General features: G+C 66.9%; 20 protein-coding genes. 5 read left to right on the top strand and 15 right to left on the bottom strand.

The features are described 5' to 3' along the window. Nucleotides 1-54 precede the first annotated feature (54 nt). Nucleotides 55-963, bottom strand: a complete 909-nt coding sequence (locus ACIPRI_RS10110; RefSeq protein WP_446621302.1) for a LysR family transcriptional regulator — start codon at nucleotides 961-963, stop codon at nucleotides 55-57. A 97-nt stretch (nucleotides 964-1,060) separates the two neighbouring features. On the opposite strand from ACIPRI_RS10110, the gene ACIPRI_RS10105 reads away from it, so the two are divergent. Then, entirely contained in the window at nucleotides 1,061-1,789 is a 729-nt protein-coding gene (locus ACIPRI_RS10105) for a glutathione S-transferase family protein (protein ID WP_446621301.1), read from the top strand. Between the two features lie 50 nt (nucleotides 1,790-1,839). Here ACIPRI_RS10105 and ACIPRI_RS10100 read toward each other — a convergent pair whose 3' ends face one another. Genes ACIPRI_RS10100 through ACIPRI_RS10075 form a run of 6 tightly spaced genes read right to left on the bottom strand, consistent with a single transcriptional unit; the run spans nucleotide 1,840 to nucleotide 6,950 of the window. Continuing rightward, a complete protein-coding gene (locus ACIPRI_RS10100; RefSeq protein WP_446621300.1) occupies nucleotides 1,840-2,667 on the bottom strand; it encodes a DNA alkylation repair protein in 828 nt (275 codons plus the stop codon). A gap of 7 nt (nucleotides 2,668-2,674) precedes the next feature. Then, complete coding sequence (locus ACIPRI_RS10095) at nucleotides 2,675-3,268, bottom strand: SCO family protein (protein ID WP_446621695.1); 594 nt, start codon at nucleotides 3,266-3,268, stop codon at nucleotides 2,675-2,677. 20 nt (nucleotides 3,269-3,288) lie between these two features. Further along, the gene (cyoE, locus tag ACIPRI_RS10090) at nucleotides 3,289-4,197 is read right to left on the bottom strand and encodes a heme o synthase (RefSeq protein ID WP_446621299.1); all 909 of its coding nucleotides are present in this window, start codon (nucleotides 4,195-4,197) and stop codon (nucleotides 3,289-3,291) included. Continuing rightward, nucleotides 4,194-5,489 (bottom strand): COX15/CtaA family protein, encoded by a 1,296-nt coding sequence (locus tag ACIPRI_RS10085; protein ID WP_446621694.1) that lies wholly within the window; start codon nucleotides 5,487-5,489, stop codon nucleotides 4,194-4,196. Before ACIPRI_RS10085 ends, cyoE begins: the two co-directional genes overlap by 4 nt. Before the next feature lie 5 nt (nucleotides 5,490-5,494). After that, a complete protein-coding gene (locus ACIPRI_RS10080) occupies nucleotides 5,495-6,160 on the bottom strand; it encodes an SCO family protein (RefSeq protein ID WP_446621298.1) in 666 nt (221 codons plus the stop codon). Beyond that, nucleotides 6,153-6,950, bottom strand: coding sequence for an SURF1 family protein (locus ACIPRI_RS10075; protein WP_446621297.1), 798 nt, complete (start codon nucleotides 6,948-6,950; stop codon nucleotides 6,153-6,155). Before ACIPRI_RS10075 ends, ACIPRI_RS10080 begins: the two co-directional genes overlap by 8 nt. A gap of 27 nt (nucleotides 6,951-6,977) precedes the next feature. Here ACIPRI_RS10075 and ACIPRI_RS10070 point away from each other — a divergent pair, with 27 nt between their 5' ends. Next, entirely contained in the window at nucleotides 6,978-7,217 is a 240-nt protein-coding gene (locus ACIPRI_RS10070; protein ID WP_446621296.1) for a twin transmembrane helix small protein, read from the top strand. 86 nt (nucleotides 7,218-7,303) lie between these two features. On the opposite strand, the gene ACIPRI_RS10065 is transcribed toward ACIPRI_RS10070, so the two are convergent. From ACIPRI_RS10065 to ACIPRI_RS10030, 8 genes are all read right to left on the bottom strand, one after another. Next, on the bottom strand, nucleotides 7,304-8,185 hold the full coding sequence (locus tag ACIPRI_RS10065; RefSeq protein ID WP_446621295.1) for a cytochrome c oxidase subunit 3: 882 nt from the start codon (nucleotides 8,183-8,185) through the stop codon (nucleotides 7,304-7,306). A gap of 59 nt (nucleotides 8,186-8,244) precedes the next feature. Beyond that, nucleotides 8,245-8,472: a DUF2970 domain-containing protein gene (locus ACIPRI_RS10060; RefSeq protein ID WP_446621294.1), complete on the bottom strand. Its 228-nt coding sequence runs from the start codon at nucleotides 8,470-8,472 to the stop codon at nucleotides 8,245-8,247. Continuing rightward, nucleotides 8,472-9,098: a cytochrome c oxidase assembly protein gene (locus ACIPRI_RS10055; RefSeq protein WP_446621293.1), complete on the bottom strand. Its 627-nt coding sequence runs from the start codon at nucleotides 9,096-9,098 to the stop codon at nucleotides 8,472-8,474. The genes ACIPRI_RS10060 and ACIPRI_RS10055 overlap by 1 nt, the downstream gene beginning before the upstream one ends. A gap of 11 nt (nucleotides 9,099-9,109) precedes the next feature. Then, nucleotides 9,110-9,220: a cytochrome oxidase small assembly protein gene (locus ACIPRI_RS10050; protein ID WP_446621292.1), complete on the bottom strand. Its 111-nt coding sequence runs from the start codon at nucleotides 9,218-9,220 to the stop codon at nucleotides 9,110-9,112. 23 nt (nucleotides 9,221-9,243) lie between these two features. Then, nucleotides 9,244-10,872, bottom strand: coding sequence for a cytochrome c oxidase subunit I (gene ctaD / locus ACIPRI_RS10045; protein WP_446621291.1), 1,629 nt, complete (start codon nucleotides 10,870-10,872; stop codon nucleotides 9,244-9,246). 43 nt (nucleotides 10,873-10,915) lie between these two features. After that, a complete protein-coding gene (coxB, locus tag ACIPRI_RS10040) occupies nucleotides 10,916-12,097 on the bottom strand; it encodes a cytochrome c oxidase subunit II (RefSeq protein WP_446621290.1) in 1,182 nt (393 codons plus the stop codon). A 76-nt stretch (nucleotides 12,098-12,173) separates the two neighbouring features. Continuing rightward, on the bottom strand, nucleotides 12,174-12,650 hold the full coding sequence (locus ACIPRI_RS10035) for a DUF2244 domain-containing protein (RefSeq protein ID WP_446621289.1): 477 nt from the start codon (nucleotides 12,648-12,650) through the stop codon (nucleotides 12,174-12,176). A gap of 133 nt (nucleotides 12,651-12,783) precedes the next feature. Next, nucleotides 12,784-13,701, bottom strand: coding sequence for a methyltransferase domain-containing protein (locus ACIPRI_RS10030; RefSeq protein ID WP_446621288.1), 918 nt, complete (start codon nucleotides 13,699-13,701; stop codon nucleotides 12,784-12,786). Between the two features lie 22 nt (nucleotides 13,702-13,723). Here ACIPRI_RS10030 and ACIPRI_RS10025 point away from each other — a divergent pair, with 22 nt between their 5' ends. From ACIPRI_RS10025 to ACIPRI_RS10015, 3 genes are read left to right on the top strand one after another with little or no spacing between them, the layout of a single operon-like run. Beyond that, a complete protein-coding gene (locus tag ACIPRI_RS10025) occupies nucleotides 13,724-14,437 on the top strand; it encodes a phosphoribosyltransferase family protein (RefSeq protein WP_446621287.1) in 714 nt (237 codons plus the stop codon). A gap of 23 nt (nucleotides 14,438-14,460) precedes the next feature. After that, nucleotides 14,461-14,943, top strand: coding sequence for a tRNA (uridine(34)/cytosine(34)/5-carboxymethylaminomethyluridine(34)-2'-O)-methyltransferase TrmL (gene trmL, locus ACIPRI_RS10020; protein WP_446621286.1), 483 nt, complete (start codon nucleotides 14,461-14,463; stop codon nucleotides 14,941-14,943). Between the two features lie 19 nt (nucleotides 14,944-14,962). Beyond that, nucleotides 14,963-17,686: a CHASE domain-containing protein gene (locus ACIPRI_RS10015; RefSeq protein ID WP_446621285.1), complete on the top strand. Its 2,724-nt coding sequence runs from the start codon at nucleotides 14,963-14,965 to the stop codon at nucleotides 17,684-17,686. Nucleotides 17,687-17,694: the final 8 nt, after the last annotated feature.

Below are 17,694 nucleotides of genomic sequence, written 5' to 3'. Positions count from 1 at the left end.
GCTGCCAGCCTCAAGAACATGCCCGCTCGATGCGGGCATTTTTTTGCCGATCCGTCAGGTGCTGGAGAGATGCGTGCCGGTCGCATCCTTCTGCGCAAGGAAATCGATCACCGCGCGCACGGCGGGAAGTTGTCCACGCTTGTGCGGTGTCAGGATGGTTGTCATCACGTGACCAGCGGTCCATGCCGGCAGCACCCGCACCAACCGTCCCTCCCCGACCGCCTGCGCCGAGATCGCTTCCGGCAGGCAAACAATGCCCAGACCCGCTTGCGCTGCCTTCATCAGCGACACGGATTCATCGGCATAGAGCTGCGGCCGCGGCGCGACTTCCACGGTGCGGCCACTCGCATCGCTCAATCGCCAAATCTTCATCGTCATGTTGGTCATCAGTCCATCGTGGTCGCTCAAGGCCTCCGGCGTGGGCGGCTCGCCGCGCTGGGCAACGTAGGACGGCGCGGCCACCAGCGTGATCTGCTCCTCGTTCATGCGCCGCTGGATCAGGTCGGAATCCGGCAGCGGCGCGAAATGGCTGCGGATCGCGATGTCGAAGCCGTCCTGCACCAGATCGATGAAGCGGTCGGTGACATGCAATTGGATGCGCAGTTTCGGATATTGCCGCGCGAGGACGGGCAAGCGATCCGCGAGCTGAAACTGCGCGGTTGGCACCGACGCCGTGATCCGCACCGTGCCGCTCGGCTCCGCCAGTCGCCGATGCACGACCGTTTCGGCCGCCTCGGCCTCGATCATCGCCGCACGGGCGTGGTCATAGACGTCGCGCCCCACGTCGGTCAGCGTGAAGCTGCGCGAGGTGCGGTGAAGCAACTGCACGCGAAGCGTTGATTCCAGCGCCGCGACCCGCTTGCTGACGGTCGATTTCGGGCAGCCGAGATGCCGGGCGGCCGCGGCGAAGCCGCCGCTGTCGACCGCCTGCACGAAGAAGTGCAGGTCATTGAGGTTCAACATCAAAGTCTACGATTGTGGACATTGAGTCTCAAGTTACCAGACTTCCGCATCAAAGTCCATGAACATACATTCATCACATCAACAACGGAGAAACGAAATGAAATCCACATCCCAACCCATCCTCACTTCCGGCTTCCCGCTCGGCAGCTCGGCAGGGCTCGTCACCGCCTTCGAATGGCTCGGCCAGCCCTATCGCATCACCCGCGTGGACATGCTCGGGGAGATGCGCACCGACGCCTACAAGCGCTTGAACGGCAGGGTGGAAACGCCGGTGCTGATCACCGACGAAGGCCGCGTCCTCACCGAGACGATGGCGATCGCGCTGTGGCTGGAGGCGCGCGATACCGAGCGCCGTATCAGCTTCGCGCCCGGCACGCCCGAGGCCGACCGGCTGCATCAGTACCTCGCCTTCCTCAACACCGGCTTCACCGGCGCCTTCTATCCCATGTGGGTCGCGCTGGAAGCACAGGACGCCACCGAAGGCGAGAAAGAAACCCTGCGCAAGTTCGGCCGCAGCTTCGTTGCCCTACGCCATGAACAACTCGAGGCGATGATCGGCGACAGCGACTATCTGCTGGGCGACAAGCCGACGCTGGCGGACGCGGTGTTCGTCGGCGTGGCGCGCTGGGCGGACTTCCACCAGGCGGTCGACTCGCGCGACTATCCGCGCATTCACGCGCTGCGCCAGCGCATCGAGGCCGATCCGGCATTTCGCTTCGCATTGGCGGTCGAAGACGGCAAGCCGGCCGTCGGCAGCGGCGCGATGCAAGGACTTGTCCCGCTCGAAGAGGTGCTGCGCAATACAAGCGGCGCCCTGTCGACCTGAGAGCCGGAAAGGAGTGCTTTGAGCGCGCCGCAATCACCGGGCGCTTGGGACTAAGCGCCCTTGCGCAAGGTCCGGGTGGCGCGCCGCACGATGTAGTGCGTAGCCGGCAGATCGCTTTGCGCCAGCCAGCGCTCGCACAGGCGGTCCACCCATTCGCCCTGCGTCTTGCTGGCATCGTTGAGCCAGTTGGCCACCGAGTTCTGCACATAGCGGCTGTGGTCGGCGCGCAGGGCTTCCAAGAGCGGCAGCGCGCGCCACGGCTCAGCCTTGAAGGCTTCGATCTGGGCGCACCAGACGCCGCGCGGGCGGGTCAGTTCGCTGGCAAAGCGGCGGATGTTGGGGTCGGCATCCTGCGCCCAGGGCTGCAGCAGTGCCAACGCTTCATCCGGCCCCGCACTGACGACATCGCGCACCGCCATCCAGGCAAATTCGCGCACGCCGAAATGCGGGTCGGCGGCAAAGCGCCGCGCCGCATCGAGCTGCCGCGCCAACGACAGATCGGCGAGCGCAATCCATTGCGTGGCCCAGCAGCGCGCCACGTCGCTGGTGTGCGTGGCCAAGCGATGCGCCACCGCGTCGCGCTCGGCATGCAATGCGGTCAAGTCGTACAGGGCGCGCGATACATGGCCATGCCGCTGCATGGGCTTGAAGGCGCCCAGCATGGCCAGGGTGTCGGCCAGGCGCTCGGCTCCGCCGTCCAGGCCGACCTGCAGCGCCACCCGGCGCGCCAGGCGCGGCAGGTCGAGCGCCAGGAATTCGTTGAGGTTGACGGTTTCGAGCAGTCCGTCGTTCAGGCCCTCCAGCACCTCGGGCGCAATCAGCGCGATGCGAAAGGCGCCCTTGCGTGACTTCAGATGGTCAAGGCTGCCGGGCGACATGGGCAAGCTAGCCCTGCAGCAGCGACTTCACGTCCGACACCATCGCCGGCACACCCGAGCCGTAGCGCGAGTACAGGCGCAGACGTCCTTGCGGGTCGTAGACGAAGCTGGCGGCCGAATGGTCCATCGAGTAGCTGGTCGGCGTCTTGCCTTCCACCTTCTTGTAGTAGACCTTGAAGTCCTTGGCCAGCGCGGCCAGTTGCTCGGTGCTGCTCGGGACGAGAGCGACGAAGCTCGGGTCGAAGGCGCTCATGTAGGCCTTCATCACCTCGGGCGTGTCGCGCTCCGGATCGACGGTAACGAACACCACCTGCAGCTTGTCGGCGTCCGCGCCCAGCTGCTGCTTGACCTGCGTCATCTCGGTCATGGTGGTGGGGCACACGTCCGGGCACTGGGCATAGCCGAAGAACAGCACCACCACCTTGCCCTTGAAATCGGCCAGCGTGCGGGTGGCGCCATTGGCGTCCTTCAGCGAGAAGTCCTTGGCGTAATCGGCGCCGGTGATGTCCACCGCTTTGAAGCTCTGCTTGGCCTGCATGCAGCCGGCCAGGCCCAGCGCGGAAGTGGCGGCCAAGAGCTTGAGCATTTCGCGCTTTTTCATCAATGCAGCAGTCATGGGGGTCAGTAGGGGATGTAGTGGTCCACCAGCAGCGCCGCAAACAGCACGCTCAGGTGGATGAGGGAAAAGCGGAAGGTCTTGCGCGCCAGCGTGTCGGAGTACTGGCGCCACAGCGCGAAGGCATAGCCCGAGAAGCCGACGCTCACCGCGACCGCCACCGCCAGGTAGAACCAGCCGCTCATGCCGTAGATGAAAGGCATCAGGCAGGCGGCGAACAAGATGAAGGTGTAGAGCAGCACCTGCAAGCGGGTGAACTCGTTGCCGTGCGTCACCGGCAGCATCGGCAGGCCGGCCTTGCGGTAGTCCTCCACCCGGTACAGGGCCAGCGCCCAGAAATGCGGCGGCGTCCAAAGGAAGATGATGAGAAAAAGGATCAGCGCTTCCGGCCCGACGTCGCCGCGCATGGCGGCCCAGCCCAGCACCGGCGGCATGGCGCCGGAGGCGCCGCCGATCACGATGTTCTGCGGCGTCAGCGGCTTGAGGATCACGGTGTAGACCACCGCATAGCCGACGAAGGTAGCGAAGGTGAGCCACATGGTGAGCGGATTCACCGTGAACCACAGCACCGCCGAGCCCAGCGCGCACAGCACGGCGGAAAAGAGCAGCGCCTGCCAGTCGCTCAGCTCGCCGCGCGCGGTCGGGCGCCAGGCGGTGCGCTTCATCTTGGCGTCGATGCCCTTTTCGACCAGGCAGTTGAAGGCGGCCGCGGCCGCCGCCACCAGCCAGATGCCCAGGCAGGCCAGCGCACCCTGGCGCACGTCGATCCAGCTCGGCTGGCCTGGCACGGCCAACACCATGCCGATGAAGGCGCAAAAGACGATCAGCTGCACCACGCGCGGCTTGGTAAGGGCGTAGTACTGGCGCAGCACGTTGGCGCCGCGGTTGCCTTGTGCGGACAAGGGCGTGCTCATTGTTCAAGAACCTTATTTGCAAGGCCGGCGGCATGCCGCGCCGGCACGGCCGCAGGGGCTGAGGCCGGGGCGCGGCGGCTTTCGCACAGCGTCCATGTCAGCACCACCGCCAGTGCAGCGGCACCGCCGGTGTGCAGCAGGGCGGCCACCAGCGGCCAACCCAGCAGCACGTTGCCCAGGCCCGTCGCCAACTGCAGCAAGGCCAGGCCGATCAGCCAATGAGCCTGGGCGCGCAGCGCCGGCGCCTGGCGCAGCAGGCGCCAGGCCAGGAGGACGATCGACGCAAAGACCAGGTAGGCCATCAGGCGGTGGGCGTAGTGGATGGCGGTGAGCGCCGCGAATTCGATGGGGGCGCCGTTGGCGCCGGTGCCCAGCTCGCGCCAGATCTCGAAGCCCTGCGCAAAGTTCATCGGCGGCCACCAGCTGTTCTGGCAGGTGGGGAACTGGGTGCAGGCCAGCACCGCATAGTTGGTGCTGACCCATCCGCCCAGCGCGATCTGCAGCAGCAGCGCGCCGGCCGTCCACCACAGGAGCGCACGTGGCGGGCCCGGCAGCGCCACCGGCGTGCGCACTTGCGCCGCCTGGCCGTAGCGCACGGCCTGGATGCAGAGCAGCGCCAGCAGCACCACCGCGCCCAGGAGATGCAGCGTGACGATGGCCGGGTACAGGCGCCAGGTGACGGTGAGCGCGCCAAAAGCGCCCTGCAGGCAGACCCACACCAGCGTGGCTGCCGGCCACCAGGCGCTGATTGCGCCCCCACGCTCACCCACTGCGTGTGGTTCGCTGCCCCCCGAGGGGGCTTTCGCGTCTTCGGGCGGCCGTGCGGCGCTCAGCGAGGCCAGACCGCGCGCGGCACCAAGCGGCGCCGGGCGCTCGCGCCGCCGAACCACCCAGGTGGCGATGGCCAGCACCAGGATCAGGAAGCCGACGCCGGTGGCCAGGTAGCGATGCACCATCTCGACCCAGGCCTTGCCGTGGGTGACGGGGCCAGTGGGCTGCGCCGCCTCTGCCATCGCGATCTCGTGGCTGGCGCCGAAGGGGCTGGCATTGCCGTAGCAGCCGGGCCAGTCGGGGCAGCCGAGGCCGGAATCGGACAGGCGCGTGAAGGCGCCGAACAAGGTGAGGTCGAAGGTGAGGAACAGAGTCAGCACGGTGAGCGCCTGCAGCCGGCGGCCGGCGCCCTCGCCCACATGGCGGCGCCACACCCACACCAGCGGCCCGAGTGCCAGCAGCACGCCAACGCCCAGCAGCCAGGCGATGGGCGCCAGGTCGTAGAGCGGCTGCGCATCCATGGCGTTCATCGTCCGGCTTCGTCCCAGGAGGCGGCGGCGCGCAGCACGCGTTCGACGTCGCGCTTGGCCTTGGCGGCGCCGGCCGCGTCCATGCGGGCGGGAAAACGCATCATCCAGTTGCCCAGCGGGTCGACCAGGTACATGTGCTCGTCGAGCTGATGGCCGGCATCCGGCGCCAACCACTGGGCCAGCTGGGCTTGCGGCAGGCGCAACACCGAAGCGCCGCGCAGGGCCTGGCCCAGGCGATCGGGCAGCGCGGCCTCGTCGCTCACCAGCCAGACCCGGTCCACCCGCTCCTTCTCGCGGCCCAGGCTCTCGCGCAGCTGGCGCTGCAGGTACAGGTGCTGCTCGCACACGCTGTCGCAACCGGCCTTGCCCACCACCACCAGCAGCCACTGGCCCTTGAGCGAGCGCATGTCGATGGCCGTGCCGTCTGCGGCTGTCGCGGTAACGGCCGGCAGCGGACGCTGCGGATCGATCAGCTGCCCGTAGGCCGCGCTGCCCTGGGGCTTGACCACGTAGTAGGTGAAGTAGGAGGCGATCACCGGCGCCGCGCACACCAGCATGACCAGCAGCATCCTGACGCGACCCATGCGGGTGCGGCGCTCCGCGCTGCCCTGGGATGGCGAGGGCATCGAATGCACCGTCAAGCCCAGGGGCTCGTCAGCCATGGCGCGAACGGCCTGCGCGGCGGAAGGGGACGATGAGTTGGAACCAGACATAGAGAATTGCGACGAGGGCCGCGAGGCCGAACCACTGGAATGCGTAGCCGTAGTGCCTGTCGACGCCCAGCGCCGGGGCCGGCCAGTCACGCTGCAGCCCCTGGGACGCGCTGCCGACCTGCTGCAGGGAAAGCTCCGTGCGCAAGGGCAAGCCGGTTTGCGTGCGGAAAGCTTCCAGATCCAGATTCTGCCGGATGGGGGAAGACCCCGCGGCAGGCTCGCTGGCCGGCGGCGCGGCGGCTTCCTTGCCCAGTTCGAGCAGGTGTGCCGGCGGCGGCGCGATCACGGCTTCGATCTCCACCAGGCCGGGCGGCGTCTCCACGGCGCCGAGCTGCGCGCGATCGTTGAAATTGCGCTGCAGCCAGCCGCGCTGCACCATCACTGTCTCGTTGCTGTCTTCCAGGGCCAGCGGCGTCAGCACGTAGAAGCCGGGCACGCCATGCATCTGGCGGTTGTCCAGGTAGACCGACTGCGAGGCCAGCCAGAGGCCGCGCAGCCGCACGCGCCGGTGCAGGGCCTCGAGCGGCTTGGCGAGGGCCAGGAAATCGTCCTGCCCGAGCACCGGCAGCCGGCCCTGGGCCTCGATCTGCGCCTGCAACGCCTCCTTCTGGGCGGCGCGGCTCAGCTGCCAGTTGCCCAGGGCAATGCCGGTGGCGACCAGCGCCAGCGCGACCAGGGCATACAGCCCGCGGTGCTTGCGGCGGGGCGCCGCCGACGCGAAGACGGCTCTTTCGCTCACGGAAGGCGCTGACCGCACAGGTCGATAATGCTTGTCATGAAATACGTCATTGCCCTGGTGTTCGTGGGCATCCTGGTCAGCCTGGGATTTGCCCTGTTCTTCATGCTGAAGGACGGCCCGTCCGGAGGGAAGGGCCGCACCAAGTCCGGTGGGATGGCGCGGGCGCTGACGGTTCGGATCGGGCTGTCGGTGCTTTTGTTCCTGTGCGTGCTGCTGGCCTGGAAGCTCGGCTACATCCAGCCAGGGGGACTTCCGCTCGGCAAATAGGTCCGGCCGCGGGTCCTCCCCGAGAAGCCAAGAAAAAAGCGCCTTGCGGCGCTTTTTCTCTGGGTGGCCGTGATGTCGCTCGCTCTTCAAAGCCAGTAGACCAGCAGGTACAGGCCCAGCCACACCACGTCGACGAAGTGCCAGTACCAGGCGGCACCCTCGAAGCCGAAATGGCGCTCGGCCGTGAAGTGTCCGTTGTGCAGGCGCAGGGTGATGAAGAACAGCATCAGCATGCCGATGAACACGTGCAGGCCATGGAAGCCGGTCAGCATGAAGAAGGTCGAGCCGTAGGTGCCTGAGCTGAGCTTGAGGTTCAGGTCGGAGTACAGGTGGTAGTACTCGTAGCCCTGCACGCACAGGAAGGTGAAGCCCAGGACCACCGTCAGCCACATGAAGCGGATGCACTGGGCACGGTGGTTGGCGCGCAGCGCGTGGTGCGCGATCGTCAGGGTCACGCCCGAACTCAGCAGCAGCGCGGTATTGATGGTGGGCAGCCAGAAGGGACCCACGGTCTGGAAGGGCTCGACGATGTTGGCCGGCGATGCGGTCGCGCCGGCGACCACCGTGGGCCAGACGGCCTTGAAGTCGGGCCACAGCAAGGCGTTTTCCAGGCTGCCCAGCTCCGGCAGCGAGTGGGTGCGGGCCCACCACAGTGCGGTGAAGAAGGCGCCGAAGAACATCACCTCCGAGAAGATGAACCAGCTCATGCTCCAGCGGTAGGACAGGTCGACCTTGTGGCCGTACTGGCCGCTTTCGCTCTCGCGTGCCGCGGTGCGGAACCAGGCGAACAGGACCGACAGCCACATCACCATGCCGATCAAGAGCGACCAGGCGCCCCAGCCGTGGCCGTTGATCCACTGGGCGGCGCCCAGGATGACCAGCAACAGGCCGGCAGCGGAAAGCACCGGGTAGGCCGAGGGGGCCGGCACGAAGTAGTAGGGCGTGGCGCCGTGGGCGGTTGAACTCATTTGGGCTCCTGCTTTCTCTTCTTTCTCGTCAATCTCTTTGCTTTCCATGGCCTGCCCCTCTAGGACAACACCACGAATTTCACCAGCACGATCAGCGCAACCACGAACAGCACCACCGCCACCAGGCCGACGCCGATGATGTGCAGGGGCGTCAGCCGGGCGATGTCTTCCTTGTAGCTGCTGTCCTTGCGCACGCCGAAGAAGCCCCAGGCCACCGCCTTGAAGGTGCGCCACAGCGAGGGCTTGGGCCGCTGGCCACCGGGAGGCAATTGCTGAGCGTTGTTCATCACGATTGCGGCTGCGCCGCCTTCTCGGGTGCTGCCGCCGACTTGGCCGGCGCCGCCGGCACCGGGCTGCCCACCTCGAAGAAGGTGTAGGACAAGGTGATGGTCTTCACGTCCTTGGACAGCTTTGGATCGATCACGAAGGCGACCGGCCACTCTTTCTTCTCGCCGGCATCCAGCGTGTACTGGTTGAAGCAGAAGCACTCCAGCTTGTTGAAGTAGGGCGCGGCCTGCTGCGGCGCGTAGCTGGGAATGGCCTGCGCCGCCATGCGCCGGTTCTGCGTGTTCTGGAACTCGTACATCACCGTGTTCAGTTCGCCTGGATGCACCTGCATCGAGCGCTGCGCCGGCTTGAACATCCACAGGCCGCGCACGTTGGCGTCGAACTCCACCGTGATGGTGCGGCTCTTGTCGACCTGCGTGTTGTCCACCCGCACGTCCTTGCCGCCGGCGGCGCCACCGGGCACCTGCAGCTCGGACAGCGACAGGATGTTGATGCCGGTCACTTCGCAGATGGCGCGGTACATCGGCACCAGCGCATAGCCGAAGGCGAACATGCCGGCCGTGATGACGGCGAGCTTGCCCACCATGCGCAGGTTGTGGCGACGGGTGCGCTCGGGCAGGGCCATGGCTCTTGATTTCAGCCGCGCAGCAGCAGCATGCGGGCGATGAAGCCGATGAAGAACACCACGGCGATGGAGGCCAGGACGAGGCCCATGCGGCGGTTGTTCTTCTTCTGTTCGGGCGTCATGTCTCGAATCGCTTGCGGCAGGATCAGCCGATGACCTTGGTCGCGGTGGCGTCCAGCTTGGGCGGGGTCTCGAAGGTGTGGAAGGGCGCCGGCGAGGGCACTTCCCATTCCAGGCCCTCAGCCGCTTCCCAGGGCTTCTGCGGTGCAGGCTCGCCCTTGCCGCGCATGCCCGGCCAGACGATGAAGACGAAGAAGTAAACCTGCGCCAGGCCGAAGGCGAAGGCGCCGACCGAGGCGATCGCGTTGAAGTCGGCGAACTGCATCGGGTAGTCGGCGTAGCGGCGCGGCATGCCGGCCAGGCCCAGGAAGTGCATCGGGAAGAAGGTGACGTTGAAGGAGATCAGCGACCACCAGAAGTGGATCTTGCCGCGCATCTCGTCATACATCACGCCGGTCCACTTCGGCGCCCAGTAGTAGTAGCCGGCGAACATCGCGTACAGCGAGCCGGCCACCAGCACGTAGTGGAAGTGGGCCACCACGTAGTAGGTATCCTGCAGCTGGATGTCGATCGGCGCCACGGCCAGGATCAGGCCGGTGAAGCCGCCCATGGTGAACACGAAGATGAAGCCGACGGCAAACAGCATCGGCGTCTCGAAGGTCATCGAGCCCTGCCACATGGTGGCGATCCAGTTGAAGATCTTCACGGCCGTGGGCACCGCGATCAGCATGGTCGCGTACATGAAGAACAGCTGGCCCGTCACCGGCATGCCGGTGGAGAACATGTGGTGCGCCCACACGATGAAGGACAGGATGGCGATCGAGCTGGTGGCATACACCATCGAGGCATAGCCGAACAGCTTCTTGCGGGCAAAGGCCGGCACGATCTGGCTGACGATGCCGAAGGCCGGCAAGATCATGATGTAGACCTCGGGGTGGCCGAAGAACCAGAAGATGTGCTGGTACATCACCGGGTCGCCGCCGCCGGCGGGGTTGAAGAAGCTGGTGCCGAAGTGGCGATCCGTCAGCGTCATGGTGATGGCGCCGGCCAGCACAGGCATCACGGCGATCAGCAGGTAGGCGGTGATGAGCCAGGTCCAGCAGAACATCGGCATCTTCATCAAGGTCATGCCGGGGGCGCGCATGTTCAGGATGGTGACGATGATGTTGATCGAGCCCATGATCGAGCTGGCGCCCATGATGTGCATGGCGAAGATGCCGGCGTCCATCGAGGGGCCCATCTGCAGCGTGAGCGGTGCGTAGAGCGTCCAGCCGGCCGCGGGCGCGCCGCCGGGCATGAAGAAGGAACCCGCCAGCATCAGCGCCGCCGGGATCAGGAGCCAGAAGCTCAGGTTGTTCATGCGCGCGAAGGCCATGTCGGATGCGCCGATCTGCAGCGGGATCATCCAGTTCGCGAAGCCCACGAAGGCCGGCATGATGGCGCCGAACACCATGATCAGGCCGTGCATGGTGGTGAGCTGGTTGAAGAGCTCGGGGTTCACCAGCTGCAGGCCGGGCTGGAACAGCTCGGCGCGGATGCCCAGCGCCAGGACGCCGCCGACCATCAGCATGGTGAAGGAAAACAGCAGGTACAGCGTGCCGATGTCCTTGTGATTGGTCGCAAAGACCCAGCGACGCCAGCCGGTGGGGGCATGGTGGTCGTGATGGTCGTCGTGCGCATGTTCGTGCCCGTGGCTGTCGAGGACTGCACTCATGTCGATCTACCTTCTTCTCGCGGTTTCTTCGGGGTGGGCTTGCTTACTTGCCACGGGCGGCCAGCACTTCGGCAGGCTGCACCAGCTGGCCGGTCTTGTTCGACCAGCTGTTCTTGGTGAAGCTGACGACGGCGGCGATGTCGGTGTCGCTCAGCTGCTTCCAGGCCGGCATGGCGCCGTTGGCGGCGCCGTTGAGCACCACGGCGATCTGCTTGTTGTGGTCGGCGTCGGTCACGATGGCCGAGCCGTCGAGCGGCTTGATCGGGCCGGCGCCCTTGCCGTTGGCCTGGTGGCAGGCGGCGCAGTTGGAGGCATAGACCTTCTCGCCGCGTGCCAGGATTTCGGGCAGAGCCCAGACCTTGTTCGGGTCGTCCTGCTTGGCGGCGGCTTCCTTGCGCTTGCCGTCGACCCAGGCGCTGTAGTCGGCCGCCGAGACCACCTTCACGTGGATCGGCATGTAGGCGTGCTCCTTGCCGCACAGCTCCTGGCACTGGCCGTAGTAGTCGCCCACCGTCTCGGCGCGGAACCAGGTGTCGCGCACGAAGCCGGGGATGGCGTCCTGCTTGATGCCGAACTGCGGCACGGCAAAGGCGTGGATCACGTCGTTGGCCGTGGTGATGATGCGGATCTTGCGGTCGACCGGCACCACCAGCGGGTTGTCCACGGCGAACAGGTAGTTGTCGGGCACCGCGCCCTTGGCGCCGGCGTCGGAGAAGGCGCGGTGATCGGCCTTCAGGGTGGAGATGAAGCCCAGGCCCTCGCCTTCGCCCTTGATGTAGTCGTAGCCCCACTTCCACTGGTAGCCGGTGGCCTTGATGGTCAGGTCGGCGTTGGTGGTGTCCTTCTGGGCCACCAGCACCTTGGTGGCGGGCAGCGCCATCAGGATCACGATGATGAAGGGGACGATCGTCCAGACCACTTCGACGACCACCGATTCATGGAAGTTGGCGGCCTTGTGGCCCACCGACTTGCGGTGCTTCCAGATGGAATAGAACATGACCGAGAACACGGCGATGAAGATGACCGTGCACAGGATCATCATCGCGTTGTGCAGGAAGTACTGCTCTTGCGCGATCTTGGTGACGCCAACCGGCAGATTGAGCTGGCGAACCTCGGGGCCGCCGGCCAGGTCGTTGACCGCGTGCGCAGCGCCAGAAAATGCCGCGCCAATTGCCGTGCCGGTCACCATGAGCAGGTTTGCCGGCGTATACCAATTGCTCTTCATCGTGTTCACTTCTTCATTTTCCAGTTAACCCATCGGCCAGACCGTCGGCTTGGAGCGCAGCGCGCAACGCTTCCCTTCAAGCATCGCGCAGCGCCATGCGGATCTCCCGCGCCAGCGCCGCACGAAGCTCGGGCCGCACGTAGCGGCCCACCTTCACCGAACGACCCTGACCCGAGACCTCGATCAGCGAACGGTCGCTGACTTCCGGCTCGACCCGCACCTGGTGCGGCAAAAACTCCGTACGCTCGTAGTGCCCCCCGTTTTCCAGCTCGACGACCAGCCTTCCGGCCGCGAGCTCGATCATCTCGCCGTCCGTCGCGTGCCTGGCATAGATCAGGAACGCAACGCCGACCGCCGTCAGTTCGAGCCAGGCAAAAGGCAGCACGAGCGGAGCTCCGTGCAGCCAGAAGCCGGCACCGATCCCCAGTGACACCAGACACAGCGAGGCGTAGAGCCAACCCAGCTGACTCGGGGTGACCGAGCAGTTGCGCCTCAGGAACCAGCGGATGCCCTGGCCTGAGACGGTGGCAAAACGAAACACGGAATTCGGCACGGGCGAAGCTCAGTCAATCGATGCGTTGGCGGCCTTCAAAACTGTTGTCGCTCGGGCCTGTAAACGTGGACACTATTCGCGCAACGAAGAATTGTAGCTGTGTGGTTGGCCCGGGTTTGTCTCTATAGACGGTCTAACCCTGCCGATCGCGGCGCCCCTGCAACATGCTGCGCATGTCGCGCAGCGACACCGCGCTTTCCGGCGACAGCGCCACTCGCGGCTGCGGCTTGAAGGCATGGCCGTAGATGATCTCGAAGGTCATCGAGATGCGGCCCTCCAGGTTCTTGCGTGCATCCAGCGCCCTTCGCAGCGCAGCCTGCCAGCCCCGGCCGCGCAGGCCGGCAAAGCGGGCCGGGTGCAGGTTGCGGCCCAGGCCGCGCAGCTCGGCCAGCAGGGCTTCGGGCGTGCTCCAGGTGAGCTCGATGTGCTCCATGTCCATCACCGGCTCGGCAAATCCGGCGCCCACCAGCATGTCGCCCCAGTCGTGCATGTCGGTGAACTCGTGGCCGGCCGGCGCCCAGCCCTGCTGCGCATAGAGGCCGCGCAACTCGCGCAGGGTGTCGGGGCCCAGGCAAGAGAACATCAGGAAGCCGTTGGTGGCCACCAGCCGATGCCAGCGCTCGATCAGCCCCTGCGGGTCGGCGGCGTTGTGCAGCGCCATGTTGGCCCAGACCAGGTCCACGCCTTCCTCCGGCACCGCTTCGGCACCGAAGCGGGCCTTGGCCGAATTCCAGCGGCGCGCGCTCCACCAGGGCACGGCCAGAGCCTGGGCGGTGGCGGCCTGCAGCGGGGGCTCCGGCTCGACGACATGGGAAGCCGCCTCGCGATAGCGGCGCGCCACCAGGGCATGCGCCTCCAATCCGCCGCGCAGGGGCGACCAGTCGGCCCAACTGCGCGGCTGCGCCTTGATCCACTGAAGCCGGTCTTCCATGCGCCGGCCGACTTCCTCGTGCAGCCAGGGCGAGTTGCTGGCTGGCAAGGTGCGCGCCCAGCGGGCAGCGGCGGCGGCATCGATGGTCGGCGGACGCCGCGTGGACTCGTGGGAAGGCATGGGGCGGCCAGTATATTGAGCCATGACCGGCTCCTTCTTCTCGCACTGGCGCGAGCGCCTGCCCAGCCGCTGCGCGGTCTGCGCCAGCTGGCCGTCGCGGCCGGTGTGCGAGGCCTGTGTGGCCCGCTTCGCCCCGCCGGTGCCACGCTGCGCCAGCTGCGCCCTGCCGGTGCCCGAAGGCGTGGCGCAGTGTGGCGAATGCCTCTTGCACCCGCCGCCGCTGGATGCCTGCATGGCCTGTTGCGACTACGCCTGGCCCTGGCCCGGCCACATCGGCCGCTTTAAATTCCAGGGCGAGGCGGGCTGGGCGGCCACCCTGGCCACCCTGATGCGCAGCACGCCCTGGGTCGAGCCGACCCTGGAGCAGGCCCAGCACGTGCTGCCCATGCCGCTGGCACCGGCACGCCTGCGCGAACGCGGCTTCAACCAGGCACTGGAACTGGCACGCCACCTGGCGCCCGCCAAGGTCCAGGCCCGGCTGCTGCTGCGCACCCGCGAGACGCCGGCCCAAAGCGGCCTGCCGCGTGCCCAGCGCCTGTCGAACCTGCGCGGCGCCTTCGCCCTGGAGCCGACGCGCGCCCATGAACTGCGCGGCCGGCGGGTGGTGCTGGTGGATGACGTGATGACCAGCGGCGCATCGCTCTTCGCCGCGGCCCAGGTGCTGCGCGACGCGGGTGCGGCGCACATCGCCGCCATCGTCTTCGCCCGCACCGACCGGCCCTGGCGCGATGCCTGAGCGCCTCCCGCGACAATCGCCTCATGTTTCACATCGTCCTGGTCGAACCGGAAATCCCGCCCAACACCGGCAACGTCATCCGCCTGGCCGCCAACACCGGCTGCACGCTGCACCTGGTGGAGCCACTGGGTTTCTCGATGGAAGACCGGCTGCTGCGCCGTGCCGGGCTGGACTATCACGAGTTTGCGCAGGTGAAGCGGCACGCCAGCTGGCAGGCGCTGCTGGATGCGGAGCAGCCACCGCATGAGCGCATGTTCGCGCTCACCACCCGTGGCAGCCGGCCGGTGCACGCGTTGAACTTTGCCGCCGGCGACTGGTTCATCTTCGGCGCCGAGACGCGCGGGCTGGCGCCCGAGCTGCGCGACAGCTTTCCCCTGGCCCAGCGCCTGCGCCTGCCGATGCGCGAGGGCCAGCGCAGCCTCAATCTGTCGAACGCGGTGGCAGTGACAGTGTTCGAGGCGTGGCGGCAATGCGGCTTTGCCGGCGCTGCTCCGTCCGCGCCCTGACGAGCCGCCAGGAGACAGCATGACTTCGAGAGTTGGAATTCTTCGCCTGGGGCTCGAGGCCGGTCTCTTGATCGTCGCGACCGAGGCCCTCCTGCTGGGCTGGATGGCACTGAGCGGAAGCGGCGGATCGACGTGGTTCGACGTCGTGTGGCAAACAGCGCTGGAAGTCGCCGCAGTCGGCCTGTGGATTCGCTGGCGATCCGCGGCCTTGCAAGACCGCAAGGCGGCATCGGCATCCGCTCAAGCGAGTCGCTTCGGGCGATCTCCGCAAGCGCTTGCGCTTCTGGTATTGCTCGCGGGCATCGTGTGCACCATGCTCACTGCGCACTGGCTGCAGCGCACCATCGGCGCGGCCGCCGAAGCCAAGTACGAACGCCAGAAGGAGCGCCTCGCGTCCGAGATTCAGCGACGCTTCCTGCAGCCGGTCTACGGCATGATGGGTGGACGCGGCGTCTACGCCGCGGGTGCACGGGTCGACAAGGCGGCGTGGCAGGGCTACGTCGGATCACGCAAGCTCACCGAGGAGTTTCCGGGCGTCCGTGGCTTTGGCGTGATCGAGCGCGTGCCTCGAAGCGAGATCGATCGCTTTGTCGCCGCCCGGCGCCTGGAGGACCAGCCCGATTTCGAATTGCGCACGGCCGGAAAGGTCGAGGCCGAGCTGTACGTCATCAAGTACGTCGAACCCCTGGACAGCAACCGGTCGGCGCTTGGCCTGGATGCCGGGTCCGAGCCGACCCGGCGCCGCGCCATCGAGCAGGCGGTCAGGACAGGGCAACCCACGCTCAGCGAACGCATCGCGCTCGTCCAGGACAAGGCGCAAGGTTCCGGCTTCCTGTACATGGTTCCGGTGTATCGCGGCGGCACTGTTCCCGCCACGCCTGCGGAGCGCGAAGCCGCGCTGAACGTGCTCGTCTACGCACCCATCGTGGTCGCCGAGTTGTTGCACGGCACCCTGGACAGCATCGACGCGCAGCTTGTCTTCAGCCTGCTCGATGGCGCCGAAGGACCTGATCACGCCTTTTTCTCGACGGGGAAGCCGCCGATGCCTTCCCTGCTCGACCGCCTGGCCTGGCGACCGCTGCCCATGGCCGAGCCCAGTCTGGATTCGTTGGTCATCGGGGGCCGGCAATTCTGGCTTCGCGCGGCGCCCGCCGCCGACTTCTGGCCCGCGCTCGACTATTGGTCGCCGAGCCTGCTTCGCGTCACGGGCATCTGCATCTCGGCCCTGTTGGCCCTGGCCGCGTGGTTGCTGGCGTCCGGAGAGGCGCGCGCACGGGCACTGGCCCAGCGCATGACGGCTGACCTGCGAAGAATGGCGGAGGTCGTCCGGCACACGTCGAACGCGGTGGTGGTCACCGACCGGGCGCGCAGGATCGTCTGGGTGAACGCAGGCTTCACCCGCGTCTATGGCTATTCCATGGAGGAGGCGCTGGGGGCCACGCCTGCGCAATTGCTGGGCAGCGGCCGCACCGAGCCGGCGACCCTGGCCGCGATCGACGCCGCCGATGCGGCTGGACGGAGCTGCCGGGTAGTGGTCGTCAACCGGGCCAAGGACGGAAGCGAATACTGGGTCGATCTGGAGATCCAGCCGCGTCATGACGAGCAGGGCAAGCTGGTCGGCTTCATGGAGATCGGCCAGGACATCTCCGCGATGCACCGCGTGCGCGAGGAACTTCGGCGCAGCAATGCCCTGCTGCGCAGCATCCTCGACAACCTCCCCTGCGGACTGAGCGTCTTCGACGCGGACCTGAAACTGGCGGCACACAACGCGGCCTACCGCGAGTTGCTGGATCTGCCGCCGGAGCTGGTCCTCGGGCCAGAGCCCACCTTTGCCGCCATCATCCGGCACAACGCCGCGCGCGGCGACTATGGGCCGGGGACGGTCGACGAGATCGTGGACCGCCTGGTGGCGGCCGCGCAGGTCCCGAAGCACATGCGATCGGAACGCCAGCTGCCCGATGGCCGGGCGCTCGAGGTGCGCAGCGCGCCGATGCCCGGCGGCGGCTTCGTGACCACCTACATGGACATCACCGAGCGGCGCCACATGGAACGCCTCAAGAGCGAGTTCGTCTCGACCGTCACGCATGAGTTGCGAACGCCGATGACGTCCATCCACGGCACCCTGAGCCTGCTGGCCTCCGGCGTCGCCGGGCCGCTGCCGGAAGGGGCGCAGGAACTCGTCGCGCGCTCGCATCAAAGCAGCGAACGGCTGGTGCGGCTCATCAACGACGTGCTCGATGTCGAGCGCATCGAGGCGCGGCTGATGCGCTACACGATGACCGCGCAGCCGCTGGCGCCCCTGGTCGATCAGGCCATCGACGCAACCCGCGCGTATGCGCAGCAGCATGGCGTCGAATTCGATCTGCGGGCGCAGCACGATGCCGTGCGCATACTGGCCGACGCCGACCGCATTGTGCAAGTCGTCATCAACCTGCTTTCCAACGCCGTCAAATTCGCGGGGCCGAGCAAGCGTGTGTCGATCCGGACGAGCGCAACCGAATCGAGCGTGCGGATCTCGGTGATCGACGACGGGATCGGCATTCCCGAGTCCTTCCGCTCGCGGGTGTTCGAGCGATTTTCACAGGCCGACGGCTCCGATCGCCGGCAGAAGGGCGGCACCGGTCTCGGCTTGAACATCTGCCGCAGCATCATCACCGAGCATGGCGGGCACATCGACTACGTCAGCGTCGCGGGGCAAGGCAGCGAGTTCTATTTCGAGCTGCCCGTCGTCGAAAGACCGTGAGCGATCAG

The sequence above is a fragment of the Variovorax sp. LARHSF232 genome (assembly GCF_052871435.1).
This window is presented reverse-complemented; position numbering and strand designations above follow the sequence as displayed.